Annotated in this window: 20 protein-coding genes and 1 pseudogene; 5 read left to right on the top strand and 16 right to left on the bottom strand. The window is 68.3% G+C overall.

Annotated features, from left to right (window positions below; all coding sequences use genetic code 11):
* Positions 1-31 precede the first annotated feature (31 nt).
* From ABTX18_RS30120 to ABTX18_RS30095, 6 genes are all read right to left on the bottom strand, one after another.
* Positions 32-1,492, bottom strand: a complete 1,461-nt coding sequence (locus tag ABTX18_RS30120; protein WP_352125948.1) for a phytoene desaturase family protein — start codon at positions 1,490-1,492, stop codon at positions 32-34.
* Positions 1,493-1,497: 5 nt separating this feature from the next.
* Positions 1,498-3,306, bottom strand: a complete 1,809-nt coding sequence (locus ABTX18_RS30115; protein WP_352125947.1) for a DUF3556 domain-containing protein — start codon at positions 3,304-3,306, stop codon at positions 1,498-1,500.
* A gap of 2 nt (positions 3,307-3,308) precedes the next feature.
* Entirely contained in the window at positions 3,309-4,817 is a 1,509-nt protein-coding gene (locus tag ABTX18_RS30110) for a class I adenylate-forming enzyme family protein (RefSeq protein ID WP_352125946.1), read from the bottom strand.
* A gap of 42 nt (positions 4,818-4,859) precedes the next feature.
* A complete protein-coding gene (locus ABTX18_RS30105; protein ID WP_352125945.1) occupies positions 4,860-5,630 on the bottom strand; it encodes a glucose 1-dehydrogenase in 771 nt (256 codons plus the stop codon).
* Between the two features lie 188 nt (positions 5,631-5,818).
* The gene (locus ABTX18_RS30100; RefSeq protein ID WP_352125944.1) at positions 5,819-7,114 is read right to left on the bottom strand and encodes a PucR family transcriptional regulator; all 1,296 of its coding nucleotides are present in this window, start codon (positions 7,112-7,114) and stop codon (positions 5,819-5,821) included.
* 166 nt (positions 7,115-7,280) lie between these two features.
* Positions 7,281-8,042, bottom strand: a complete 762-nt coding sequence (locus tag ABTX18_RS30095; RefSeq protein ID WP_352125943.1) for an SDR family NAD(P)-dependent oxidoreductase — start codon at positions 8,040-8,042, stop codon at positions 7,281-7,283.
* A gap of 239 nt (positions 8,043-8,281) precedes the next feature.
* Between ABTX18_RS30095 and ABTX18_RS30090 the strand changes: the two genes are divergently transcribed.
* Entirely contained in the window at positions 8,282-9,175 is an 894-nt protein-coding gene (locus ABTX18_RS30090) for a bile acid:sodium symporter family protein (protein WP_352125942.1), read from the top strand.
* A 1,029-nt stretch (positions 9,176-10,204) separates the two neighbouring features.
* On the opposite strand, the gene ABTX18_RS30085 is transcribed toward ABTX18_RS30090, so the two are convergent.
* The 5 genes from ABTX18_RS30085 to ABTX18_RS30065 all read right to left on the bottom strand — a co-directional run bounded on the left by ABTX18_RS30085 (position 10,205) and on the right by ABTX18_RS30065 (position 15,523).
* The gene (locus ABTX18_RS30085) at positions 10,205-10,459 is read right to left on the bottom strand and encodes a hypothetical protein (RefSeq protein WP_352125941.1); all 255 of its coding nucleotides are present in this window, start codon (positions 10,457-10,459) and stop codon (positions 10,205-10,207) included.
* A 1,287-nt stretch (positions 10,460-11,746) separates the two neighbouring features.
* Positions 11,747-12,532: a hypothetical protein gene (locus ABTX18_RS30080; RefSeq protein WP_352125940.1), complete on the bottom strand. Its 786-nt coding sequence runs from the start codon at positions 12,530-12,532 to the stop codon at positions 11,747-11,749.
* Positions 12,529-14,082, bottom strand: coding sequence for a DUF2589 domain-containing protein (locus tag ABTX18_RS30075; RefSeq protein WP_352125939.1), 1,554 nt, complete (start codon positions 14,080-14,082; stop codon positions 12,529-12,531). The genes ABTX18_RS30080 and ABTX18_RS30075 overlap by 4 nt, the downstream gene beginning before the upstream one ends.
* Positions 14,079-14,444 (bottom strand): hypothetical protein, encoded by a 366-nt coding sequence (locus ABTX18_RS30070; protein ID WP_352125938.1) that lies wholly within the window; start codon positions 14,442-14,444, stop codon positions 14,079-14,081. The genes ABTX18_RS30075 and ABTX18_RS30070 overlap by 4 nt, the downstream gene beginning before the upstream one ends.
* A gap of 272 nt (positions 14,445-14,716) precedes the next feature.
* Positions 14,717-15,523, bottom strand: coding sequence for a DUF2589 domain-containing protein (locus ABTX18_RS30065; protein ID WP_352125937.1), 807 nt, complete (start codon positions 15,521-15,523; stop codon positions 14,717-14,719).
* 402 nt (positions 15,524-15,925) lie between these two features.
* On the opposite strand from ABTX18_RS30065, the gene ABTX18_RS30060 reads away from it, so the two are divergent.
* Positions 15,926-16,603, top strand: a complete 678-nt coding sequence (locus ABTX18_RS30060) for a hypothetical protein (protein ID WP_352125936.1) — start codon at positions 15,926-15,928, stop codon at positions 16,601-16,603.
* Positions 16,604-17,224: 621 nt separating this feature from the next.
* Positions 17,225-17,593: a hypothetical protein gene (locus ABTX18_RS30055; protein ID WP_352125935.1), complete on the top strand. Its 369-nt coding sequence runs from the start codon at positions 17,225-17,227 to the stop codon at positions 17,591-17,593.
* Positions 17,594-18,226: 633 nt separating this feature from the next.
* On the opposite strand, the gene ABTX18_RS30050 is transcribed toward ABTX18_RS30055, so the two are convergent.
* From ABTX18_RS30050 to ABTX18_RS35900, 3 genes and pseudogenes are all read right to left on the bottom strand, one after another.
* On the bottom strand, positions 18,227-18,547 hold the full coding sequence (locus tag ABTX18_RS30050; RefSeq protein WP_352125934.1) for a thioredoxin family protein: 321 nt from the start codon (positions 18,545-18,547) through the stop codon (positions 18,227-18,229).
* A gap of 302 nt (positions 18,548-18,849) precedes the next feature.
* A complete protein-coding gene (locus ABTX18_RS30045) occupies positions 18,850-19,329 on the bottom strand; it encodes a hypothetical protein (protein WP_352126067.1) in 480 nt (159 codons plus the stop codon).
* A 225-nt stretch (positions 19,330-19,554) separates the two neighbouring features.
* Positions 19,555-20,651: pseudogene (locus ABTX18_RS35900) on the bottom strand (transposase); the annotation flags it as partial.
* Between the two features lie 194 nt (positions 20,652-20,845).
* Here ABTX18_RS35900 and ABTX18_RS30030 point away from each other — a divergent pair.
* Positions 20,846-21,019: an RICIN domain-containing protein gene (locus ABTX18_RS30030; RefSeq protein WP_352126066.1), complete on the top strand. Its 174-nt coding sequence runs from the start codon at positions 20,846-20,848 to the stop codon at positions 21,017-21,019.
* A gap of 159 nt (positions 21,020-21,178) precedes the next feature.
* Positions 21,179-22,240: a helix-turn-helix domain-containing protein gene (locus ABTX18_RS30025; protein WP_352125933.1), complete on the top strand. Its 1,062-nt coding sequence runs from the start codon at positions 21,179-21,181 to the stop codon at positions 22,238-22,240.
* Between the two features lie 64 nt (positions 22,241-22,304).
* Here ABTX18_RS30025 and ABTX18_RS30020 read toward each other — a convergent pair whose 3' ends face one another.
* Both ABTX18_RS30020 and ABTX18_RS30015 read right to left on the bottom strand, forming a co-directional pair.
* Positions 22,305-23,513 (bottom strand): cytochrome P450, encoded by a 1,209-nt coding sequence (locus ABTX18_RS30020; protein ID WP_352125932.1) that lies wholly within the window; start codon positions 23,511-23,513, stop codon positions 22,305-22,307.
* A 47-nt stretch (positions 23,514-23,560) separates the two neighbouring features.
* Positions 23,561-25,141: a condensation domain-containing protein gene (locus ABTX18_RS30015; RefSeq protein WP_352125931.1), complete on the bottom strand. Its 1,581-nt coding sequence runs from the start codon at positions 25,139-25,141 to the stop codon at positions 23,561-23,563.
* Positions 25,142-25,476: the final 335 nt, after the last annotated feature.

The raw sequence follows: 25,476 nt of genomic DNA, 5'->3' as shown, positions 1-25,476 counted from the left end.
GGCCTTTCCTTGCGGGGGTGGTTACGGGCGGCTATCGGGTGGCCTCGGCCGGGCTGCGGGGCGATGTGTCCAAGTGGGCCAGGGCCGACTCCGCCGCGTTGAACCCGCACATGCCGTGCACGCCGGCGCCCGGCGGGGTCGACGCCGAGCAGAGGTACACGCCGGGCACGCCCAGGCTGTATGGATGGGTGGTGAGCCGGGGGCGCAGGACGAGCTGGCGGGCGTGGTTGGAGCCGCCGGTGATGTCGCCGCCCACGTAGTTGGCGTTACCGGCGCCGAGTTGCTGTGTCGTGCGGGAATGTGTGGCCAGGATGCGGTCGCGGAAGCCCGGGGCGAAGCGTTCGATCTGACCGACGACCGCGTCGGTGGCGTCCCCCGCGTAGCCGTGCGGGACGTGCGCGTAGGCGTACAGCGGGTTGGCGTTGCCGACGGAGCGCGACGGGTCGGCCAGGTATTGCTGGCCGACCAGGACGAAGGGCCGGCGCGGCATGACGCCGCGCCCGGAGGCGGCCTCGGCCGCCGCGATCTGAGCCGCGCCGCCCCCGAGGTGGAGGGTGCCCGCGCGGCGGCAGTCCTCGTTGGTCCAGGGCACGTCTCCGTCGATCGCGAAGTCGACCTTGTGGACGGCCGGGCCGTAGCGGTAGCGGTTCAGGGCGCGGCGGACCCGGGGCGGCAGCCGGTCGCCGACTATGCGGGCGGCGGCGTGCGGCCCTGTATCCAGGAGCACCAAGTCCGGTGCACGGCCGAGGAGGTCGGGCAGCTGATCGAGCCCAGTGACCGTGACGCCGGTGCGGACCTCGCCGTCCAGGCTCTCCAGGAGCCGGATCATCGCGGCGGTGATCGCGTAGGTGCCGCCTTCGGCGACGGGCCAGCCGACAGCGTGGCCCGCCACGGCCATCAGCATCCCGACCGAGCCGCTCAGCGGCGTGTCGAGCCGGCCGAAGGCGTGCGCGGCGACGCCCATGAACAGGGCGCGGGCCGGTTCGTCCCGCCACAGGCGGGCCGTCCACGTCGCGGGCGGCAGGGCGAACATCCCGAAGCGGGCGAGAGCCACCGGGTGCCGCGGCAGATGAGGCACCGGCTGCAGGACCTCTTCGGCGATCTTCGGGAAGCGGGCGGCGAGCGGGGCGAAGAGCCGCCGCCACGCCGCCGCGTCCCGGCCGAGGGACGCCTCGGTGCGCTGCATGTCGCGGTCGATCACGGCGGCCCGGCCGTCGTCCAGCGGGTGCGCGAGGTCGATCTCGGGCCAGCGCCAGCGCAGACCGAAGCGGTCCAGGCCGAGCGACGACAGGAAGGGCGAGGCGACACCCGTCGGGTGGATGCCCGCGCAATCGTCGTGCAGCAGCCCCGGCAGGGTCAGCTCCGACGTGTGTGTGCCGCCGCCCGGGCGGTCCGCTGCTTCGAGAACGGTGACCGCGAGCCCGGCCTGCGCGAGCCGGATCGCGGCGGCGAGACCGTTGGGGCCACTGCCCACGACGACTGCTGTGCTCATCTGGCTCAGCTCCCTGCGACCAGCGAGTCCGGCACCTGGTCGTCGTCCGTGCGCACCCATGCGACCTCGACCGGCACCGGGCCCAGCGGCTCCGGCAGCCAGGGCTGGCGCTCCACGCAGTCCGCGACCTTCCAGGTGCCCCGCTCCACTACGCCGAGGGCGGCGTCGATGATCTGGTAGCTCTGGGTGTCCTTGTGAATCGGCTGGGACTCGACCCAGACGACGGTCAGCTCGCCGGGCGCGAAGTTCAGCCGCTTCTGCACCGCGTTGATGAGCCGGATGTCGTGCAGGTGTCCGTCGCCGAAGTTCCAGCCGGTGAGCTGGTTGCAGACGAACTCGGCCTCGCGGACGGTGTAGTTGTCGATGTCGGGCAGGTGACGCGTCATGACGGAGTACAGGCCGCGGCCCTGGCTGTGCAGCGAGCGCCAGGCCAGCGGCATCTGCATGGCGACCTGGGCGGCGCCCTCGTCGTAGGCCATGAGTATCTTCTGCATCTGCTCGACCTGGATGTCCGCGGGGGTGCCCAGCTCGCTCAGGCGCTCCTCGCAGCCGGGGGCGAACGCCCAGGTGGCGGAGGCCCAGTTGCCGGCGTACTGACGCATCGACGGCAGGAACGAGACGAGGTCGGGCCGGAAGTTGCCCAGGACGGGGATGAACGCGAGAGCGACGAAGATCAGCGGCAGCATCCACCACTGGGAGAAGTCCAGGACGCCGTATCCGTTCTGCGCCGGGTAGCCGACGAAGAGGAAGACCGCGCCGAACGCGAACAGGACGTTCCACTCCAGCGGCACCGCCAGCGGGAACGTGGACAGGATGAACACGTGGAAGAGCACCATCGCGGCCGCGGCGAGCACCGTGACCGTGCGGTTCGGCGAGAACAGCAGGACCAGCGGGAGGCCCAGCTCGACGGTGGTGCCGAAGATGTGCCCCATGACCCAGGCGAGACGGGAGGGGCGGATGTCGTCCGGGTAGTCCCGGTAGTGCGCCCGCCGCAGCCACTTCGACGGCAGGAACGGACCGTTGGAGATCATCGGCGGTATGACGTTGGTGAAGTGCTTGCCGAACTTGGAGATGCCGGCGCCCATCCACACCACGACCATGAGCAGCTTCCAGGCGATGATCATGTCTGTGAAGCCGAGGGCCGCCGACAGGACGATCGCGGGCAGGTACTGCTCGCCGCGGGCGCCCAGGAAGATCAGCCGGTCACGCAGCCCGCACAGGACGAGCAGGACGGCGACGACGACGTGCACGGCGGGCATCACCAGGCCGCCCGTGCTGTCCGGCAGTGTCGTGGTGAGCGAGCTGTCCGCAGAGCCCGGAAGGACCAGGCCGACGACGAGGCTCGCCAACAGAGCGACGTAGAGCAGGACATCGCCGACGGTGCGGGTGTCACCGGCGGTCAGCGGGACCTTGCCCGGCCACGGGGGCAACCGGAACGTGCCCGGCCGCAGCCAGTACAGGACCGGTCCCGTCATCGGCTTGAAGTGCCCGGCCAGCGGACCCCAGGAGCCCGCGAGGCCCAGCGCCTCCAGGAGCACCGTCCACAGGATGAGCTTCTGGTACAGGATCGGCTCGCTCCACCACGACGTGAAGTCCGAGAACGGGCCGACGTCCGAGGTGTACCGGACGACGAGGAGACCGCCCAGGCAGTAGAGCACGGCCAACTTGAGTACATAGATCCAGGAGACGGCGCGGGCGGCGCCGAAGCCGTGCTCGACCCAGTGCGTGCTGAGGATTCTGATCCGCTCCAGAAACGGGCGGGCCAGGAGCGTCTGCGGGTCTTCCTGTGGGGGATCGGGGGTGAGGAATCCCATGGTCAGGCTCCCTGAAGGGTGTCGGCGGACGAATCCGTGGCGGTGGGGGTGGCGGGGGCAGCGAGACGGGCGCGCAGGGCGGGCTTGTCGATCTTTCCGACCGGGTTCTTCGGGAGGGCGTCGAGCACGTGCACGGCGACCGGGATCTTCACCTTGGTGAGCCGTTCGGCGCACAGGACGCGGAGCTCGTCGGTGTCCAACGGGCATCCCGGATAGGCGGATACGTACGCGACCGGCACCTCGCCGTATGTCGCGTGCGGGGCGCCGACGACGGCCGCCTCCTGCACCGCGGGATGCTGGTGCAGGACGGACTCGATCTCCTTGGGGTACAGGTTCTCGCCACCCCGGATGATCATGTCCTTGATGCGGTCGACGATCCGGAGATAGCCATCGTCGTCGAGGATGCCGACGTCGCCGGTGTGCAGCCAGCCGTCGCGCAGGGTCTCGGCGGTGGCGTCGGGGCGTCCCAGGTAGCCGCGCATCACGTTGTCACCCTGGATGACGATCTCGCCGCGTTCGCCGGTCGGCATCAGCGTGCCGTCGGGGCCCTTGATCGCCACCCGCTGGCCGGGCAGCGCCACGCCGACCGTGCCCGCGCGGCGCGGGCCGCCCAGCGGGGTGGAGGTGGAGGCGCAACTGCCCTCGGTCAGGCCGTAGCCCTCCATCACCGGGAACCCGAAGCGGGACTCCACCGCCGCGAGGAGTTCCTCGGTGGCGGGCGCCGCGCCGCAGATCGCCACCCGCACCGAGGAGGTGTCCACGGTCGACTCGGCCGGAAGACCGACCAGATGGGCGTAGATCGTGGGCACGGCGGAGAAGAACGTGGGGCGCAGCCGCTCGACGGCGGCGAGGAAGTCCACCGGGAGGAAACGGCTCAGGACGGAGAGCCGGCCGCCCGCGCGCAGCGTGCTGAGGAAGCTGACGCAGATGGCGTTCACATGGAACAGCGGCAGTACGAGGAGACAGTGGTCGTCCCCGGTGATCTCCAGGTGAGCGGAGATCGAGGAGACCATCGCGTCGACGTTGGCGTGGTCGAGGATCACACCCTTCGGACGGCCCGTGGACCCGCTCGTGTAGATGAGCAGGGCCCGGTCGCCGGGAGCCGTCGCCGGGGCGGGCAGCGCGCCACCCGCCGGCGCACGGCGAAGGTCGTCGACGGTGATGGAGGGCCGGCCCCCGTCGGGGGCGCCCGGTCCCGCGGTCACGACGAGCACCGCACCCGAGTCAGCGATCTGGTAGTCGGCCTCGGTGGCGGTGAACACCGGGTTCACCGGGGTCGCGGCGGCGCCCACCCGCCAGGCGGCCACCAGACAGACGAGCAGCTCGACCCGGTTCGCCAGCATGATCGCGACCACCGAGCCCGGGCCGACACCACGCTCGGCGAACTGCTCGGCGACCGCCTCGACGCGGTCGGTGAACTCCGCGTAGGTGAGCGCCTGTTGCTCGTCACCGACACACGGCCGCGCGTCGTACGCGGCGGGGCGGCGCCAGGGCAGGTAGGTCAGGGACATGGTGCGGGTACCTTTCGGGAGTACGGGACCGGGCTCGCGGCGTCAGAACAGCGACGCGTTCAGGCCGCCGTCGAGGAGCAGGCCCGAGCCGTTGCAGAACGAGGAGCGGTCGCCGGCCAGGAAGAGGACCGCCTCGGCGACCTCCTCGACCGTGCCCAGGCGGCCCTGCTTCTGGTCCATCAGCGCTGCGAACCCGCCGGCCGGGACGCCGAGCTGCTGCTCGAAGCTGTCGACCTGGCTGGTCACCAGGTGGGTGCCGACGAAGCCGGGGAGGACCGCGTTCACCCGGACGTTGTGGGCGCGCAGCTCGGTGGCCGCAGTCTTGGTGAGGTTGACGACGGCCGCCTTGGACGCGGCATAGTGGCCGATCAGCGGGGTGCCCGCGAGCGCGGTGACCGAGCCGAGGGTGACGATGCTGCCGCCGCCCGCGGCAATGATCGCGGGGGCCGCGTGGCGGATGGCGAGGAAGACGCCGTCCAGGTTGACCGAGGTGACCTCGCGCCAGGCGGCCAGGTCCATCTCGACGAGCGGCATGGCCTTGGCGACACCCGCGTTGGGCACCATGACGTGCAGGGCGCCGAACCGCTCTACGGTGGCCTCGACCAGTGCCTTCACCTGGTTCTCGTCGCGTACGTCGCAGGCGAAGGGCATCGAGCCGGGAATCTTGTCCGACGCCGCCTTGGCGGCGCTCTCGTCGATGTCGGAGACGACGACGCTCGCGCCCGCCTCGGCGAGCCGGGCGGCGATCGCGAAACCGATGCCGTTCGCGGCTCCGGTGACGACGGCTGTCTTGCCGCTCAGATCCTCGCTCATGGGAATCCTCCTGCTCGAAGCTTCAGTGATGTGCACTGAAGCTAGGCGTGCGGCAGGCCGGGGTCCTTGTCCCGGGAACACAAAGCTTGGCCCCCGCTTCGTGCCCGAGAGGCCAAGCGGGGCGTGAGCGCGGGGGAGCTGGGTGGGGCCGGTGAGGGACGCGGAGGAGGCGTGAATAAAGGACGGGGTCAGACGGTCGGAGTGGGAAGAACCGCAGTGCCCAGCCATGCGCAGGCGATCAGGGCCAGTTCCAGGTCGAGCCAGTCCTCACCGAGGGGCTTGCCGCGCTCCTCCACCGCACGGTCGACGCGGTATTTCACCGTGTTCTTGTGCAGGTGGATGCGCTCGGCGGTGGCCACGTAGCTGCCCTTCTCCGCGACGAAGGCCAGCAGGGTTCCGCGCAGCCGGGCCGCCGCCTTGGTGTCTGCGCCCAGCGCCCCCAGCGTGTCCGCGACCAGGCGCCGGGTCGCCTCCAGGTCGGCCGCGAGTAGCGCGGCGGCGCGTACGCCAGGGTCGGTGAACGGCGTCACGGGGCGGGCCCGGTCGCCTGCCGCGAGGGCCACGGAGCGAGCCCGGAGCGCGTCGAGGTGGGTTTGCCGGAACCCGGCCGTGCCGGGCGAAGGGGTACCGATCGCCACCCTCAGCCCGGTTCCGGACGCCGCCACGATCTTCTCGATCCGTGCGAAGTCGAGCGGTTCCGCGCCGTGCCCGAGCGGGACCCAGCCCCAGCTTCCCGAACCGTCGTTGCGGCCGAGCAGCGGCTGGCCCCGGCTGCCCGCCGCGGCCGCCACCTCGGCGAGCAGTGTCTCGCAGTGCTGCAGTTCCTGCGTGGACGTCCGCAGATCCGCGCCCCAGATGACGACACCCAGGTGGCGCTGCCCGAGTGCGTAGCCCAGCGCGCTCTCCGCGACCGGGACCTTGACCTGTTCGCCCGCGAGGAGCGACCTGATCATGGCGGCCCTTACGGTGTCTCGATTGGCGAGATAGCGCTCGCGCTCGGCCTCGTAGACATGCACGACGTGTTCCGAGACGCTGTCGATGTACTGGAAGGTGATGCGGGTGAACAGCTGGGCGGCGGCGTACGCGACGGTCGGGTCCGGCTCCTCGGCGGCGATCCAGGAGAAGGCCCGGTCGAGCACGTACTCCTGGCCGAGGCGGTAGGCGCGGATCAGTGCCGTCGACGACGTGCCGCGCCGGGCGAGCCGGCGGGCGTACTCCTCGGCGGCGGAGGGGGTGACGATCTCCTCGGCCGGGATGTCGTACCGCATCGCGTCGGTGATGGTCTCCAGATTGCTCTCGGTGCTGCCGTAGAGCAGTTCGAGGAGCCGACGGTCGCCCTGGAGCTCGGTGACCCGTTCGGCCAGGACCGCGTGCACTTCTTCGGTCAGCTCGGCCAGATGGGCTCGCATATGGCGGGCGAGGGCGTCGACCCGGGCTTCGGCGAGGCGGCTCGTCTCGTCATTCGTGAGCGATTGCCGGGCCACGATGCTCTCCCCGTACCGGTGGTTCCCCCGGGCACGGTGCGGCGCGGGCGACCTCCATGCTGACAGAGGGGACCGGCCCACGGCAATGTTCTGATGCACCTCGGCCCCGGACAACGGCGCAGGTGACGGCCGGTGTACGGGGCGGAGTATGCAGGCCCGGCGAGGGTCAGAACAGGCTGGCGGTGAGCCCTCCGTCGATCGCGTAGCTCGCGCCGGTGATGAAGCGGGCCTCGTCCGAGGCGAGGAAGGCGACGACCCCGGCGACGTCCTCGGGGCGGCCCGAGCGGCCCTGGCGCATGTTGATCAGCGTCTCGAAGGGGACGGGCGACACCGCCTCGATCGGCGCGACGAGGCGGTCGGCCATCTCGGTGGCGACGATGCCGGGGCACACCGCGTTCACGGTGATGCCCGCCTGCCGCAGCTCGATGGCCGCGGACTCGGTGAACCGGAGGATCGCGCCCTTCGAGGCGCAGTACGCGCTGAGGACCGGGCCGCCGGACATGCCGGCCACCGAGCCGAGGTTCACGATGGCGCTGCTGCCGGACGCGGCGAGAGCCGGGATCGCGGCCTGGGTGACACGGAACGTGCCGCCCGCGTTCACGTCGAGGCACCGCATGAACTCCTCGTCCGTCAGCTCCGTGATGGGCTTGGCGATCTCGATGCCGGCGTTGTTCACCAGCACGTCGATCCCGCCGAGCGCCTCGACGGCCTGGGCGACGGCGGCCTTCGCGTCGTCGGCGGACCGCACGTCGCAGCGAATGGCGACCGTGTCACCGCCGAGCTCCTTGGCGGTGGCCTGCGCGCCCTCTTCGTTCATGTCGGCGATCGCGACGCGGGCGCCCGCCGCGATCAGGCGCTCGGCGATGGCGCGGCCGATGCCCTGTGCTCCGCCGGTGACAAGGGCGCGGCGTCCGGTCAGATCTGTCATGGAGAAGCCTCCTGGAATGCGGTGCCGACCGTGCTGCCGACCGACGGGTGGCGGCCACGCTAGGTATCCGGCGGCCAGCGGCTCTTGGGGTCAGCGCACGACATCGCGCCGACGTTTCGTCCTCCCGCACCAGTCCGCGTGATCGCACAGGGCGCCTACGTTGCGCTGTGGCGGGCAATGACGCCCGGCGCCGGGTGCCTTTAGGGCCCCGGCTTAGCCTCCCGGCTGGAGCCGCATTCGTGAACTCACCGATCATCTCGGCATTTCTGCCCGCGGCCGTGGCCCTTGTCATGGTCGGTCTCGGACTCTCCCTCACCGTCCAGGACTTCATCAACGTCAAGAACCACCGCCGGGCCGCCGCGGTCACCATGGCCTTGCAGCTCGTGGTCCTGCCCGCGCTGTGCTTCGGGCTCGTGATCGCGCTGCAGGTCCCGCCGGTGCTCGCCGCCGGGATGATGCTCCTCGCGGCGTCGCCGGGCGGCACCGTCTCCAGCCTTTTCAGCCATCTCTTCGGCGGCGACGTCGCCCTCAACATCACGCTCACCGCCATCAATTCGGTGGTCGCGATCGTCTCCATCCCGCTGGTCACCAACTTCGGCCTGACCTATTTCAAGCCGGACCTCGGCGCCGGTCAGGTGACGCTGCAGTTCAGCAAGATGCTCGAGGTGTTCGCGATCGTGCTCGTGCCCGTTGCCCTCGGCATGGTGCTGCGCCACTTCCGCCCGTCACTCGCCTCGGCCCTCGACCGGCCGGTGCGGATCGGGTCGTCCGCCGTCCTGGTCTTCGCCGTCCTCGGCTCCGCCTGGACGGAACGCGAGAACCTCCCGCACTACATCGCCTCCGTCGGCGTCGCCGTGGTGACCTTCTGCGCGCTCAGCCTCACCCTCGGCTTCGTCGTGCCGCGCGCCGTCCGCGTGGGGCGCGCACAGGCGATTGCCGCGTCCTTCGAGATCGGCGCCCACAACGCGACCCTCGCCATCACCATCGCCGTGAGCGTCCTGAACAGCAGCGCCCTGGCCGTGCCGGCGGCGGTCTACGGGCTGGTGATCATCCCCGCCGCCGCGCTGTTCGGCAGGGCGCTGACATTCCGCGCCGAGACTCCTCCGGTTGTCGCAGTGGGACGCGGCGACTGACCCTGCCGCACGTGCGTGCAGGCGATGTGAGCGCGGAATCTCCGTGGTAGTTGAAGCGCAGCCGGTTGGCGGGGCGTAGCCGAAGCGGGGATGGGTGCTCACGAGTGTTTCTCGGTGTCGGCGCCCTTCTTGCCGGTGGGCTGAGCGTGACCCGCTAACTCCGCTGGTCGGTGTGTCGGGCGGCTTAGCGGTAGTCGGTGACACGACACGGCGTCAACCAACGCCGAAGGGCTGGCGCCGTACCTGTAGACGTGCGTCAACTGGCCGCACGAAGCGCCCGCAACGCCCATAGTGCTCACAGGTGAATTAACCAGATTTGCGCAGTAGGGCTGCCTGGCCTGCGCCTTTTTTCACCTGTATTTGTTCCACATGTTTCGCGATGACGCATCATGTGGAGTGCGTCGCGATCCTTGAACCCATCACAAAGGCCGCCTGACCTGCGGGTTTGAGTGGTGTGCGTTATGTGCGGTGTGGGCGTTACGGGCGATATCTTGACGCTGAAATGACGCTCTCAGAGGCATCTTGACGCTCGTTCTGATGCGCCATCAGACGCATTGCACCGCTGGTCGGGCGGCCTCCTGACCGTACGGGTGCGGCAAGGTGCTGGGAATTTCGTGGTGCTGAGCGGTCCCACTCAGCCACCTGCGCAGAGTGCCAGCGGGTTCTTCGTCTGCTGGTGGTACACGCTCGATCGCACTTCTGGCCTGCGGAAACGAGCGGAGTCGTCCGCTGCGAAGGCTAGTCGGTCCGCACCTGGTCCGGATCTCGGTGAGGACTCCGTAGCGCTGGGGAGCGGGCCTACCTGTACCACATGGCACAGGTAGGCAAGACCGTCTTCTGACGTCCACGTGGTCCAGTTCGGCGCCGTTCACGCGGGTTTGGTCTTGGTGGTTCAGGTGCGTCGACGCTGTTGGTGACACGGACGTGACAGATGTTGGCCCTCGTCGACCTGCGGGCCGCTGACGTGGCGCTGCTCGGCCGCGGTTCGGTGGGCCCCGTCGGCTTGTTCCGGTCTTGGGCGATGGTGATTCAGAAGTCGGCGCCCAGTACAGCGAGCGGGCGGCGATCGAGCTGAGCGATGCGGATCTTCTCGCGCAGCCAGTGCGCGACATCACCTTCCTGTTCGAGTAGGAGGACGAGTTCTCGTAGTTCACCGAGAACGATCACTCGCTGGTTGAGGGCCCGCTCGCATTCCTTGATGGCGGGCCCGGTGAATCCGGAGGCTGATATGAACAGCGCGCGGACTTCCGAGCGTCCGTAGACGCGAACGAGATGGCGGCTCATCGCGTTGATCTCGACGGGCTCACCTCGCCACTTGATCTCTGCGCAGGCGCCGGGCCACGGCCCCGACAGACCTGGATGCCCTCCTCGATCAGGGACGCTCGTTGTTCTGCGGAGAGATGATCGAGCACGTCCGGTGAGGGTCGGTGAGAGCCTGCCGAGGACGGCCATGTCGGGGTGGGCGAGCGGTCGGAGTCGTGACGGTGCTGCGGTTCAAGGCCGCGACAGTCGCGACGGTGCCGGAGCGAGCGCGGGTTGAGCGCTGTCACCCGCCAGCCGCTCCTTCTCCGCCTGGACCTGCCGGGGATGCTTGCCGTGTTTGAGGTAGTAGCGGCCGTCCGCAGTTACACGGCGACGTGACCACTGCCGCGCCAGGTCCTCTTGATCAGCCCTCGTTGCTCCCGCGCCCAGGCGACCTGCGTACGGCCGGGTGGAGTGCGTACGGCCGGGTGGAGTGCGCACGGCATCGGAGACCGCCGCGAGCTCGCGCAGCAAGTCGGCCTGCGGTGCAGACACTGCGTACTTCGCCACTCCGGCTCCACTCGAGGGTGCGGATGGGATTGTCAAGGTAGAGGGGAAGGGCGACGGCCGAGGCGCGTTCGTCCCTCATATGAGTGGTGCCAGGGCTGAACCCGGCCACGGCCGACGGCATCTCGTGGATAGCCCTGCTGATCCTCCAAAGGACAGATGTGCCCGGAGTTCGCTGTTCGACATCGTCGTGATTCCCTGTATCCGCAACCGAGACGCGCCGCTCAGGCGCGGCAGCGAACGACCCGGTCGAGCAGGAGAGCAGAGGCTGAAGGCCCAGCGCCTGTGCCCCGCTCGCATCAACGACGAGCCCTCCACTTCACGCTCACAGGGCAGGAGGCATCACTCCGTCCGGCCACGCCACCCACTCCACCCCCAGACCGGTCAGAGCTGTCCAAGGGAAAGGGCGCGCCTCGACCTCCCCAGGTGGCGGCGCGCCCTTTTCACCCCTGCGCAGAGGAGTGATCGCTATGGTCCTTGCCCCGTGTCCTGCCAGGCACACCGGCCGCCCCCGACCAATCCTGCCCGGTCCTCGATATCCGCTCCCGCCCCGCGCGTCGTCTACCCCGGTCCCCGGGGTGCGCCATGAGGATGAGAGGCGCCGACGAGTGTCTTCCGGGGGCGCCAGCCCACAGCGCAGTGCCTGCGTCCGGGAATTCCGGATGCAGGCACTGTTCACAGCGTGCCGTTCAGTGGCTGGTGAGCCGTCCGGGGTACCTGGCCGGGGAAATCGAGCGCGTGGGGCGGTGCCGGGCGGGTGGGTCAGGAACTGTCCGGCGTGCTGAGGGCGCGGTCGAGTTTCGACACCTGGTCGGCGAGCGCGGACAGGGCGGGCGGGGGATTCGGGCCGAGGCCCTCAGCGTGGGGAGCGTCTGCGATGAGGCGGGTGCCGACCGGTGGCCCGCCCGCGCACCACCTGCACACGGCCGCGGCCAGGTCTTCCACGGCCCGGACCGCCCCAGGGGTGGCGGGGTGGTCGGGTGCCTCGCTGGTCAGCCGTTCGGCCAGGCGGTACAGGCGCGGCAGGTGTCTCCAGGCCGCGACGGCCCGCCGGGCCGGCGCCGGGTATCGGTCGCTGTCGGTGGTGGGCGGGGTGGGGGTGAGTGCGGCGGCGACGAGGTCGTCGGCGAGCGGCCGGGGACCGGGCCGGGTGGTCAGCTGGATGGTCGCGGTCATGGTCGCATTGGCGGTCGTTGCCGGGATGAAGGGGTGCAGGATGCCGTCCGGGCCGGGTGCGGGTGTGGCCAGGCGCAGGGTAATGCTGGCGGATTCGACGCTGTAGAGAGGCCATCCGCACAGGTCGGCAAGAGCGATGTGCCTGTTGCGGACCGGTCCAGCGACAGCCGCGATCTGGGCGACGGGCTGCGGACGGCCGTCGTCACCGGACGTGAGCAGGTTCCGGGCCGCGTACGCCAGGCCGGCGCCCACCGCCATGACTTGCCCGTCCAGCACCGTGCGGCAGGCCCCGGCGAGCAGCGCGGCCAGGGGCGCGACCTGTGCCGGGCCCTGTTCTCCTTCCGCGCGCAGCGCGTCGTGCGGGCAGCTCATTTGCGCATGTTGAGGTGGGTCACCGTGTGGCTTTCGGTGATGAGGTGTCCCCAGAATGTGTCGGCGTGCTTGTCCCAAGACGAAGCCGCGGGGTTCATGATGCTGCCACCGAGTCCAGTGGGCCATCTCGTTTGTGGGCGGACCCTGTCGATTTCGGTGTTGAAGTCGTTGAGCAGTTGGCTGACCTTCTGCATCTGCTGGTCTGTGACCTGCTCCCCAGCTTCCCAAGCGGGCCTGGTGAGAAGCAATGCTGTTTGGGCGTGGCCGACGGCATCGCGCAGGACACCCAGCCTGAGCTTTTTCAAAAGCTCACGAAGTGAGTAAAGCTGAAGATTGCATGCCGCTTCCAGCTCGTTGGCGACGCGGAAGTCGACCGGGACCGTGCGTGGTACCAGCGCATCCCATACCGTCTTGGCAGTTTCGATCAAATCATCCTGCTTGGCCCGGGAATCGGGATTCAGCGTGGACGGGTACCACATCATCCGGATCTCCGCTGCAGTCGTGTTGTAGCGGGCAAGAGTTTGGGCGACGGCATCCTGCTGCTCGTACTTGTGAGCGGTGCAGCCTTGCGCGACGTCCCCTTCGAGCTGGTTCAGCTGCCCAAGCAGACGGTTCAGGTTCGGTACGGCCGCAGCGAATGCCGCGACTGCGGCGTTGAACTGGGCTTGCAGCTGCTCCATGGTGGGCGGGCCGAATTCGGCGACATATGCGCCGGGCAGGAGGGCGTGCCACACGTGCGTGGCGGTGGCGAGGAAGGTACGCCGCAGCGGCGTCATGGGCTTGGGCTCGGTATGCCGGTCGACCCAGTTCTGTTCCAGTTCCTTGCACTGGGTGTTCCAACGTTCATGGAGCTGGGGGATTTTCTCCGGCTGCCCGTCGCGGAAGGCGCTGACCGCTTCTGTGACGGTCTCCTTCAGCTGCCACAGCTCTTGCAGCCACTTGTGCACCCCTGCGCCGGTCCCGGTGGCGCCGTCGTCATCGACGGCTTTGATGAACGCGGTGGCGGCTTCCCGGAACGGTTCGGCCCGCTCGAGTACTTGGTACCAGACGTGGTCGCGGTCGCTGACCGCCGCGTCGAGCAGCTGTGTGAGCCGGCTGCTGCCCAGCAGGTCGCGCTGCTTGAGGGTGGACGCGATCGTGAGGACGGCATTGTTGTCGTTCTGGTGAACAATGCGCCCCGCCAGCTTGGGCGTGGTCTTCTCCGCCGCCGGCGCCCCGTTCGCGATGGCGGTATCGGCGGGCCCGGTCTCGACGGCCTGGCTGATCACGTGGAGACTCATGCTGATCTCGGCCTTGTCGATGCTGATGACCGGCGGGTTGATCAGCGACAGCAGCGGCACGGTGGCGTGCACGGTGCGCACCTGCGGGCCGGCTTCCGTTGCCTCGGTGCGCTGGTAGGCGAAGCGGAATGGCTTCGCGGTGCCGTCCTTCTCGAATCCGAGATCCCGGACCAGGTCGACCGCTTCGCGTGCGGCGAAGCCCTGTCCGTGGACCACCGCCTCGTATGCCGCGCCGAGCAGTGCGCTGACCGGGACGTTGTCCTCGCTCATCGCTCACCCCCCGCAGGTCCCGCCGGGACGATGTGATGGCGGCCGTTGACTTCGAGCCGCTCGACGGGTTGGTTGCGGATGGTGAAGGAGACCTGGTTCACGTGCTTGGCGTCGGCGAGGGTCTGCTGGTCGACGGCGATGCGGACGTCTGCCGCGGAGGGCCCGGATGGAGCGGAGGGGGTGATTGGCGGGATCTGGTCGGCCACGAAGGAGAGGGTGAAGGAAACCTCGTCAATGGCCATCTGCGGCTGGATTCCCACACAGTCGCTGCCCGGCTTCTGGGCCTCGCGCACCGTCTGGTCGGCTTCGGCTACCGCCTGCTGCAGATTCTCCAGCAGCTGACGCATCGTCAACTCACTCATAAAATATTCCTAGGTTAGATAATTCCCGGCTCGGGCCCTCATTCTGGCGGTGGCGGTGACCATCGCCTCCCCCGATAACGGAGAGCAACCCGAACGAGGGAATGGGAGGAGCGGGAAGGGCGCGGCGGCCGAACGATGAGGAACGGGCCGGGCGCCGGGTACTGAGGGGGCCCGGGTGCGGCACTGCGACCGGGACGATGCAGTCCCGCACCCGGGTTTCCGGAGACGAACACACGAGGATTCGGCGCCGGTAGATTCGGTGCCGGAGTCCGTCAGCCCTCAGGCTCGGTCTTCTTCTCAGTCTCGGTCTTCTTCTCAGTCTCGTTGTTCTTCTGAGTCTCGCTCTTCTGGACGGTGACGGCATTGTCGGTCAGCATCGAAAGGATTTTTTCCATGCCGGCCGGCATAGGTCCTTGCTCGGCTTCCACGTGGACCGACATCGCCGCGCTTCGGGTGACCGTGTCGGAACTCGAGCTGCTGTTGTCGTAGCTGGCCTTGACCGAGGCCGTGATGCCCCAGAAGCCGCCACTGGCCGATGCCTCGCCTGCGATTTGCGTATCGTGCTTCTGGGTCGAGACCGAGTCGATCTTCACGTTGAAGTCGAGCGTCACTTTGGAGAGTTGGAGATAGGGGATCGGTACCACCGCCAGAAGGGGCACCTCCACCTTCTTCACCACGTCTTTCGTTTCGGGGGTGCCGTTGGTGTTCGTGGGTTCCTTCGAGGTGTAATTGAACGTCACCATTTCGACGGCGCCCTGCTTGGTGAAGCCGACGTCTTTGATGAACTTGGCGGTCTCGTTCGCGGCCATCGCGCTGGCCCGGATGACTCCCTGCAGCGGGCCGCCGATGATCTGGTCGAACGGCATGGACATTTCCGCCCCCAGATCGACCGGCGGCGTCATCCCGCCCGGCATGGTCGGGACGTCCGGCATGAGCGGGGCTTTCTGGATGCGCGGTCCGGAGCCCGTGCCGCCGGGCCCGCCCGGGGCCGGCGTGCCGGCTGTCGCCTTCGCCGCCGTCGTTCTCTTCCTCGTCGCCGTCGTCGTAGCCGTCGTGGGCTTCTTCTTCGTCTCGGTCATCGGGTGCTCCCTCAACCTGGCAGTGGATCTTGAAGTGATCCTTTAGCGCTATCTTTCCGCCCGCCGTCCCGACACGCAGAGCCCCTCGAAAGTCGTACCCCTGCCCTTGCCCGGACAGGCGGCGCAGAGGGAGCGAAAAGGTGCCGAACCGCACTACACGTGCGCCCCCTGAGTGATCCCGTTTTGCGCTGCCTCATTCGCCGCACGCAGAAACGCTCCCTCTGACCCTATGGAGTGACCGCACCCAGCTGTGACTGCGGGATCTGCGCGCTCTGGGCATAGTCGTCACCGCCCGCCCGGACACGCCTTGAGACGTGCGCGCTGGCGATGCCGGCCTGCCCCACGCATGCCGGCCGGGAAGACAACGAAACTCCGCAATACGTTCACGAGAGGAAATTTTAAATGTTCCAGGACCGGCACGCCTTCGATCGGGCAGTAGAAGAGGCCCGCCCTTTGTATATTGAGTCGGCCGGGGAAGAGGACAAAACGAGAATGAAAGACGCCTTCTCCGACGAGTGCGTAGGCGTAGCTTTCAGCGTCTACCGGGCCGCCCAGTGGTCTGTGCAAAGCCATAAAGACAAGGGGCTGGTTGCCGGAAACCGACTGGACCAGGACGAAGTAATCGCCACAGAGGACATCCCTGGCATCGACGACGCCCTCATCAAAAACTTCAGGACCATCAGTGAGCTCACCAAGCCCGGGGAGGGGCAGGTCCTCGACTCGGATAAGTGGACGATCCTCGTGAACGACGCCTGGCTGCTCGGAGGGGCGCACTGCGCCGCAGAATTCTTCCTCGCCTCCCCCCGCACGAAAGAAAACCTCTACCGGACGGCCCGTCCTGACTGGTTCAAGCCGAGCAGGACATTCAGGCCCGGCTTTACCGTGTTTTCCCGTGAGCTGATCGGTCTCAAATCGTGCGGCTACGAATTTGTTGGCCACCCGAAACTCGGAGAGATCGCCCACTTCCCTCCGAAAAGGAGTCATCCTGCAACCTTCACCTTCCGCCAATACCAGGAAAAAGTGAATGAATACACCAAAAATGACAAGTGGCATGAATTGGTGGGCACCTCCTGGCGCTGAAACTCTGCCCCAAGCACAGGAAAAGGGGAAAGGCATGCAGTCAGCGCCGAACTCCGGACTGCGTGCAGAGCATGCAACCTCCTGCCGGAGGCCCGTCTCCCTGGGTTGTAGCCGGTGAACTTCTCCTCGCACCGCTTGCACCAGGGCGCTGCGCCTCTCGCTCAGCAGCACCCTGGCGCTGACAGCCGGTCCGCTCGCGTCAGCCGCCGGGGAGAGCCAGGTGGTACCAGCCGTCTGACCCGCCGACTACGACCGGACGCTGCCCCGGGGCCGGCTTGCGCCGCATCCTGACCAATGGGTCTTCGTCCGCGGAACGCCGGTACCCGCTCGCTGGTCGCATACCGGCACCCCGTCCACGACCTTCATGGCTTGGCTCGGACCACCCCGTCCGGACCGGCGTCCTCGATTGGAGATGTGCCAGGACCTGGTACGGGGCCAAGCCCTGGCAGCGACGGAGACATATGCTCCGCCGCCCTCGTTCGCTCGCTGGGCCAGCTGGCTCTGGCCCGGGGTCGTTCATCGGGCTGACTGGCCGGCCCTGCGCCGTTGCCGTGCCCCGAGGCAGGGACGTGATGCGGAGACTGTCCGAAGGAAACAGAAAAGCATCGACAAGGAGTTGTCATGACGAGGACGCTGAGGACCTACGACAATCAGGTCAAGGCGATGGCGGGCCTGAAGGGTTACGTAGGCGTTGGGCAAGTCACCGATTTGGGCCAGGCGCTGAATCATGCGTACGACGGCAAAGGGAAGGACAGTGGGAGCCACGTCGTCGACGGCGTACAGCGGCAGGTCCTCCACGCCAGCGCCGGCAAAACCGGGGCAGACGTGAGCGTCACTCTCTTCTACTACTTCGAGAATCCCTCCGGTAGCTTCCACCTGGTGGCCTTGGGCGAGCACACCAAAGTACCCGGCCAGTACCTGATCGATAAGGAGCTGGGCCAGGACCAGGCACCGTTCCAGAAGAAGAAGGTCGGCCCCCAGGGAGGGTGAGGCCGCGTCCTCGCGGCTGCGGTCAGCGCTCCATCCCCCCTGGGCGGCGAGGGACCGGCCTGGCCGACTGCGGAAGGCCGGTCGTCGATGAGGCCGACAGCCCTGCCAGCCCACTGCGCCAGTGCGGGGATCTCAACTCCTGCCACGGCGTCATGAGACGCGCTGGGCGTCCGGGGCGGCCGCGAGTTCGTCCCCCGGAGCAGGAGGCGGCCAAGGCGCTTTTATTGGGTGATGACGTGTGCGTCACTGCCGTCGACGTCGATGCGCCGGGTTCACAATGAGCAGCGTTTCGACAGCAGTTCGGGCGGCACTACGACCGGCGGCCCTTCTCGGATGTTTTCACGACCTCGGGAGGCGCTACAGATGCTCCGGACGCGGGGCCGTGGCGCGAGCGTCCGCTGCCGGCCCCTGAGGTGCCGTTCCGAGGCGCCGTCGCGGTGACATTTCCTCGGAACGGCACACGCACTGTTCTTGGTTGTCAGGCGTCGGGGGATGGACACCGCCGATACCGCGAAGGATGCTCCACAGAAAGCCATGAGGGGGCCGGACGTATCGGCGCGGTCAGCCCCGCGCGCCCGTCCGCAGGGCATTCCCCTCTCCTCACGACCAGTACGAACACCTCTCGCCACCGGTCTATGCGAGAACCTTATTTTCGATCATTTCCTTCGTCATGAAACCCTGCCACGCCCCGTCGTGGTGACCTTCGCGGACGAGTACCAGGGTGGGAAGGACCCGGACTCCACACTGCTCGATGCTTTTCTGGCCGTCGTCAGCGTTGACCCTCACGACGACGAGCTCGTCATGTTCTTCGGCGATCTTTTCAACGTGGCCCGTCATCTCCCTGCACGGTCCAACCCACGGCGCCCAAAAATAGACAAGGACGGGCTTGCCGCTGGTGCTCTTGAGGACCACGTCCTCGAAGTCCTTGTCAGTGACAGTAACAATCCCCGGCATGCGAATCTCCCTTGTTCTGGACGCGGCCGTGTATCAACCGACCGCAGTCTCCTTGCTGCGCAAGCGCCAGCCTTTCAGCACATCCCCCGCTGACCGGCGAACGTGCTCCTTTCGCGGCGTGTTACCCACCTCTCAGCCTCGTTCGCCACACCCGTGCCCGCTTCGCCTGCACGCCGCCCCGGCCCGTCCTTTTCCGGAGCAGGACACACCGATTTCCCAATACGCGAGCAGCCGGTGGTTTGATGCCAGCGCGGCGTCGTTCAGCTGACGTGTCCTGGTTGATCACATGATGCCGAGGGTGATCAGTGGACGGTTTGCATCGCAGGTGTTGTGGCGGCGATGTTCGTCTGGCTGGCGAGTCGGAGAGCACCGATGGCCAGGCTGCGCAGGGATGCCATGGCATGTGGAGCAGTGCCGGTGCGTACGCGGGAGGCGTCCTCGGCGTACGTGGTGTCTCTTACGTGGTGGATCTTGTTCTCGATGCCCCAGTGGTTGCGGGCGCGGCCTGCGATCTCGGTTGCGTCGGCCTGCTCCGCAGCCAGGTCGGTTATCCCGTAGATGCGTTCCAGTGTGACCTTGCCGGTAGTGACGATCTGTCTGCGGCGCACGATGTGGATGGCCTGCACCGCATGTGGGAAGGGGACCCCCGTCACGGTGGCGTGCTTGATCCGGCGGATCTCGTCGCGGTCGTGTGCGGTGGCCCGGGCCTTGTCCTGGCGTGGTACTTGCCGCCATGGCAGGGCCTTCAGCCACCGGTGCAGGGTGGGGTGGTTGCCCTTGATCAGTGCGATGTAGTGGGCGTGCTTGTCCTCGAGGAGGAAGCGTGCGTGGGCGGTCTGGTCGTGCCAGCCCCGTCTGGCCCGAGTGGGCGGGAGGGGCTATCGACCGGGACGCTCGTTTGACGCTCTGGGCGCACTCACGCTGCGCAGAGAAAAGGGACTCTGACCTGCTATTTCATGTGAATCAGCCAGGGTGGCCGGGCGTGCTCGACCTGTTTTTCGAAGTGCACGACGTGAAGCGCGCAGGCTGCTGACAAAGGCGATCTGGAAGGCGTTGAGGGGGCCTTCCAGCGCATGGTCCAGCGTTTGCAGCCCTTGCCGGTCGGGTCGAGGCTCATCAGTGCCGCGGGTGGATGCATCTCAGGGCGGCGGCTTCGGTGGGGAAGTGTCCGCAGGCCCGGACGGCCTTGTGTATCCGCGCGTTGACGGACTCGATGGCGTTCGTCGAGCAGGTGACGGTGCGGATCTCGACGTCGAAGGAGAGGAGGGGCACGAACTCGACCCAGGCGCTCTCCCGGAGGCGGACGATCGCTGGGTATCTCTTGCCCCAAGTCTCGGCGAATTCCGGGAACCATGGCGTGGCCGCGCCCTCGCTCGGCGCGGTGCAGACGGGCTTGAGCGCCTTGGCGATCTTGTCGCAGTCCGCACGCGAGGCGTATCGGAAGCTGTTGCGCAGGAGGTGGACGATGCACGCGTGCACGCTGGTGCGGGGCCATAGGGTCTCGACCGCGTCGGGGAGGCCCTTGAGCCCGTCAGCGATGGCGATCCGGTCGTCCTGGGTGAGGAAGCGCGGCGATATCGGGCCGGGGTCAGGAACGATCATGCTGCCAGCATCGATGAACCACAGCGAGCCGCATCCGGTGGAGACCCCGACCACCAGGGCGGCAGCGGCACCCTTGTAGCCCTCGCGCAGCAGCTCGAAGTACCGCTTCTTCACCGAGGTCGACATCTTGTTGGGGGCGTACTTCGGCATCCGAACGCTCTCCTTCGGGAACGTTCGCAACCACCGATAGAACTCAAGCGCGGTCAAGCGGTTGGTTCTGCCATCCGGTCATGCCCTGCATCACCCGGTCAGTGAGGGTGGAGATGGTTTGCTTGGAGACTTCGGCGCCGTAGATCTCGGCCAGGTGTGCGGAAATCTCCCCGTGGGTGAGACCTTTCGCCGACAGCGACAGCACCATCTCGTCCACGCCCGTCAGCCGGCGCTGCCGCTTGCGCACGATCTGCGGCTCGAAGCCGCCCTCCACGTCTCGGGGCACCTTGTCCTCGACCGGACCGACGTCGGTCAGCTGCATGCCCTCACTCCGGGCCCGGTCGACCAGCATCGCGATCAACTGCTCGTCCGACTTGGCGCCACCGACCGGCTCAGCCGGGGACCCGTGCTCGATGCAGGCTTCACCCTGCTCCGCCAGTGCATCCTCCTCGGATAGCGCCTACCTCCGTCACCAGCGAATGAGACAGGGCTGAACGTCTTGCAGTCCCCGGCGGCGGGCACGGCCGACGGTACGAACGTGCAGCTCTGCGACTGCAACGGCTCCGGCGCCCAGTCCTGGGCGACGGGTCCAACGGCAGCCTGGTCACCACGGCTTCGGGCAAGTGTCTCGACGTCACGGACTGGAGCACGACGGACGGCAGCCAGCTCCGGATGTGGACCTGCGGCGGCACGGCGAACCAGTCGTGGACGCTGGCGTGACGAACCGGACCGGCGGCCTCCGTCCACGGTCGGCGAGACGACGGTTATTCCAGGGGCGCGGGCGTATTCCGAGGTTTTTGAGATATGGTCCGCAGCGAACGCGTGGACATGTGTGATGCCGTTATGGGGGCGGTGTCATCCACGCGCACGGGGGGATCCGTGGCTTTGCACCGCATGGTCAGGGACGAGCGTTCGGACTTCCGCGCGACGAATCCCGGCAAATCGGACGCACCGATCGGAGACATCGGCGTCACGCTGTACGCCTACGCGGAGGGGCGCCAGGAGGTATCCAGAGCCGAACTGCTCATGGCGTCCGGTGAATCCGCGGCGGAGGACGAAGTCCTCGCGGCCGTTCACCAGCTCATGGAGCTCGGGCTGCTGCGCGCGACCGGCGGCGACCCGGAACGGCTCGTCGCGGTTCCGCCGGCCACCGTGAGCGCGGACCTGCTGCTGCCGGCGATGCGCGCACTCCAGGAACACCAGCGGGAGTTCGACCGCGCCTACGCCGGGCTGGCCGCTTTGACACCGGTCTACGCGTCCAGCGCCCGGGGGGGCATGGACCGGTGCGCGACCCAGGTGATCACGGACCACGCGGGTGTACGACGGGCCATCGCCGAACTCGCCGCACACTGCACCAAGGAAGTGCTCGCCTCCCGGCCCGGCGGGGCCCGGCCCGAGGAGGCGTTGCAGGAGTCCCAGGAGCACGCCGCGCGCCTACTCGAACGGGGGGCGGGAGTCCGCACCCTCTATCACCACACCGCGCAATTCAGCCAGCCGACCGTGGAGTTCGTGGGCATGCTCACCGAACGGGGAGCAGAGGTCCGGACCGTCGGCGACGCCTTCGCCGAGTTGCTGGTCTTCGACGGCGAGGTCGCCGTTATGCCGCTGCGGGACCACCCGGCCGGGGCCGTCGTGGTGCGCGACCCGAACGTGGTGGACTTCGCGGTCGCCTCCTTCGAGCGGACGTGGTCCCAGGGGACCCCCTTCCCCTACGCCTACAACCGTGAGCACGTCCTCAGTATCTCGGAGGACCTCAAGCTCGCCGTGATCCGCCTTCTCGTCGAGGGATACGAGGACAAGGTCATCGCCAAACGCCTCGGCATGTCGCTGCGCACGTATCAGCGCCACCTCTCCGGCATCATGCGGCGGATCGACGCCCGCAACCGGCTGCACGCAGGCTATCTGATCCACAAGCTCCACCTGCTGGAACGCGATTCCTGAGAGCGGAACGGGGGTGTTCTGTCCGGGCGGGAGGCGCCACGGTCCGCTTCCGTGGCGCCCGCCGTCAGCTTCCCTGCCCCTCGGCCGGTACGAAGGCGACGGGAAGGGTTTCGAGGCCGGTGATGAACGTCGACGGGATGCGCGTCGCTTCGCTCGTCAGTCCGATCGCCGAGACCGTCGTACGCAGTTCCGTCAGCATCGTCCGGATCTCCGCCCGGGCGAGCTGTGCTCCGATGCAGAAGTGCGGACCATAGCCGAAGGTCAGATGCCGGTTCGGTGTACGTGCCAGGTCGAAGACCTCCGGCTCGGAGAACACCGCGGGGTCCCGGTTCGCGGCGATGTTCCACAACACCACCACGTCGCCCGCGCGCAGGGTGCGTCCGCCCAGCCCGGTGTCCGACAGCACCGTCCGGCCGACATGCCGCGCCGGCGTCGTCCACCGCAGGACCTCTTCGACGGCGCTGTCGACCAGACCCGGGTCGGAGCGCAGCCGCGCCCACTGGGCCGGGTGCTCGACGAGTGCGAGCAGCCCGCCCGCCATGGCGAGACGTGCCGTCTCGTCGCCTCCGATGATCAGGTTGTAGCAGTTGAGGAGCACTTCCTCCTCGGTCAGCCTCCTGCCGTCGACCTCTCCCTGGACGAGCAGGCTGACGATGTCGCTCCCAGGTGCGTCCCGGCGTTCGGCGGCCAGGGAGATGTAGTAGAGGAGGAGCTCGCTCTGAGCGATGCGCGCCTGGGAACTCATGGCCTCCCCGGGAGGTGCGGCCAGCATGGCGGAGTTCGTCAGCTCCAGGATCTCGCCCCGGTCGCGCGCGGGCACTCCCAGCAGCTCGCAAATCGCCTGCAACGGCACCTGTGCGGCCACCTCGGAGACGAAGTCGCCGCCACCACGAGCGACCAGCGCCCTGAGCTGCGTGCGGGTGGCCCGGGCGATCGACTCGGTGATCGGGCCGAGGAACCTCGGCCCGAAACCGCTCATCAGCAACCGGCGCAGCGCTTTGTGGTACGGCCCGTCGCTCACCACGAGCATCTTGCCGGCACCCGGGTCGTGGCCCCGCAGCAGCGTGGCGAGCATGTTGCCGCGCAAGGAGGTGAAGCGCTGTTCGTCGCGCACGACCCGCATCACGTCGGCGTGCCGGGTCACACTCCAGAAGCCCGGCGCACCGTCGTGCCAGTGCACGGGATCGTGCTCCCGCAGCCACCCGAAGACCTCCGTCAGGTCACGGGTGGCGTGCACCTGTGGGTCGAGCAAGTCGGCACTGAGCAGTGTCATCCCTCGGCCCCGATCCGCGTGTCATACATCCGCATACGTGCTCCGCCTCACTCCTGGCCCGACTCGAAAGCAGCCTTCTCCAGGTACCGGACGATCTCCAGCCCGGTGCGGCTCTCGAAGACGGCGCGCACGGGGACGCGAATGCCGAGGCCGCTCTGCAGGCGCATCGCCAGCCTCATCGCCGACATGCTGCTTCCACCCGAAAGGAAGAAGTCCTCGGAAGGGTCGAACTCCCGCCCCAGGAGGTCCTTCCACGCCGCCGCCACCGCCGAGGCCGCCGGCGAGTCGGCGATCAGCGGCACGTCCTCCGCGCCGGAACCGGGGTCGGGCCGCGTCTGCGGACCGACGGCGGCGTCCGCCGGGGCCGCACACCTGGTCGGCCGGGCCGGGTCCTCGATGATGTCCCTCAGCCCGAGCAGAAGGTCCTGGGCCAGGTCCGCCACCACGGCCGGTGCCACCCGGGCCGCGTCGTAGGAGACGCGCATGGCCCACCGCCCGTCGTCGGCGGGGTAGACGCAGGCCGTGAGAGCGTAGTGCGTGTGGTCCTGCACGCGGACGGTGACGATGCCCCGGCGGCCGTCGGACGCCGACGGGTCCGAGAAGCGACCCTTCGCGCCGGGATACGTCTGGAACGCGAGAGCGGTGTTCATCAGCTGGGACACCGGGTGTGTCACCGACGACAACGACGCGACGTCGACAGCGCTGTGCTGTGACGCCTCGGCCGTCTTCCGGCGCACGGTTCGCGCCAACTGCGCCCAGTCCTCGGCCGCGCCCGGGTCCACGCCGTACGGCAGCGTATTGAGGAACAGGCCGATCGCCTCTTCCTCAATGCCTTCGACGATCCCGCGCAGCGAGGTGACCAGACCGAACGTCACGCCCGATTGCCCCAGTGCCTTCGAGAGTGCCGCCGCGTAGGCCGAGATGACGAGCATGGGCAGTGTGACGCCCAGCCGCCGTGCCACGGCCACCAGCGCATCCCACAGGTCCCGGTCGATCTCTTCGACCAGTTCGCGATGGTCGGCCGGCCCGGCCGCCCGCTGCCCGAGCAGCGACGGCGGCATCCGGCGGATCGCCTGGTGCCAGAAGTCGTTCGCGTCGGCGGACCCGGCAGCGGCGAGAAGGCTCTTCTGGGCTTCCGGCATGACATCCGGCGCGGGGGCCGGAGCATCGCCGAGACCCGCGAGATGGCGCATATGGGCGAGGGACCGGCTGATGACGGCAGCGGCGGACCACCCGTCCAGCAGCGCGTGATGGTACGCGAAGATCACATGCGGGCGGTCCGCCAGATGCACCTCGATCCGGACCGGCCGGTGCCGGTCCGCCGCCTCGGCCGCGGCGTCCCGCGTACGGGCGTTCAGGTGCGCGTCGACGTTGTCACCGGAGCAACGGCACAGGTGGACAGGTATGCCGGTGGCCGCAGGGGCCGTGGTGATCGCCCAGGACTCCCGGGCATCGAGGGTGAATCCGCTGCGCAGCGCCGAGAACTCGGCGATCACCGTCCGCCACGCTTCGGCGATCACCTCGGCGCCGACCTCCTCGTCCACCCGCAGGAGATTCGCGATCCCGTATACGGCCGACTCGGGATCCTCGTCACCGTGCATCAGCATGGCGAGCTGCGGAGGGGTCACGGGCGCCAGAGGGGAATCGTTCGTCTCGGGCGCCCCCGCCGCATGGCCGGGAGTTCGCGTCATGATTCAGCCTTCCGGAGGTTCACTGCGCCGTATCGGTGGCGAGAAGGGGGCGGGTACGGGGATCGCCGGGGGAGAGCTCGACCGGGTTCACGCCGCCGTGCCGACGGCCGGGCCCGGTCGCCGTGCGGTCGGGTGGCCGGCACACGGGCCGGGGCGCCTGATGTCAGGAGTACGAGGAACCGGGTGATGCGCGGAAGGCGCGACACCGTCGCCCTTGCGGATTCGGCGAGCTCGGCCGTACCGCCCTGCCATCGGCCGCCCTCGCATCCGGT

It is taken from the genome of Streptomyces sp. NPDC096323 (genome assembly GCF_040302845.1).
Taxonomy (GTDB): domain Bacteria; phylum Actinomycetota; class Actinomycetes; order Streptomycetales; family Streptomycetaceae; genus Streptomyces.
The sequence above is the reverse complement of the archived record's forward strand: the minus strand, read 5'-3'. Positions and strand labels throughout refer to the sequence as shown.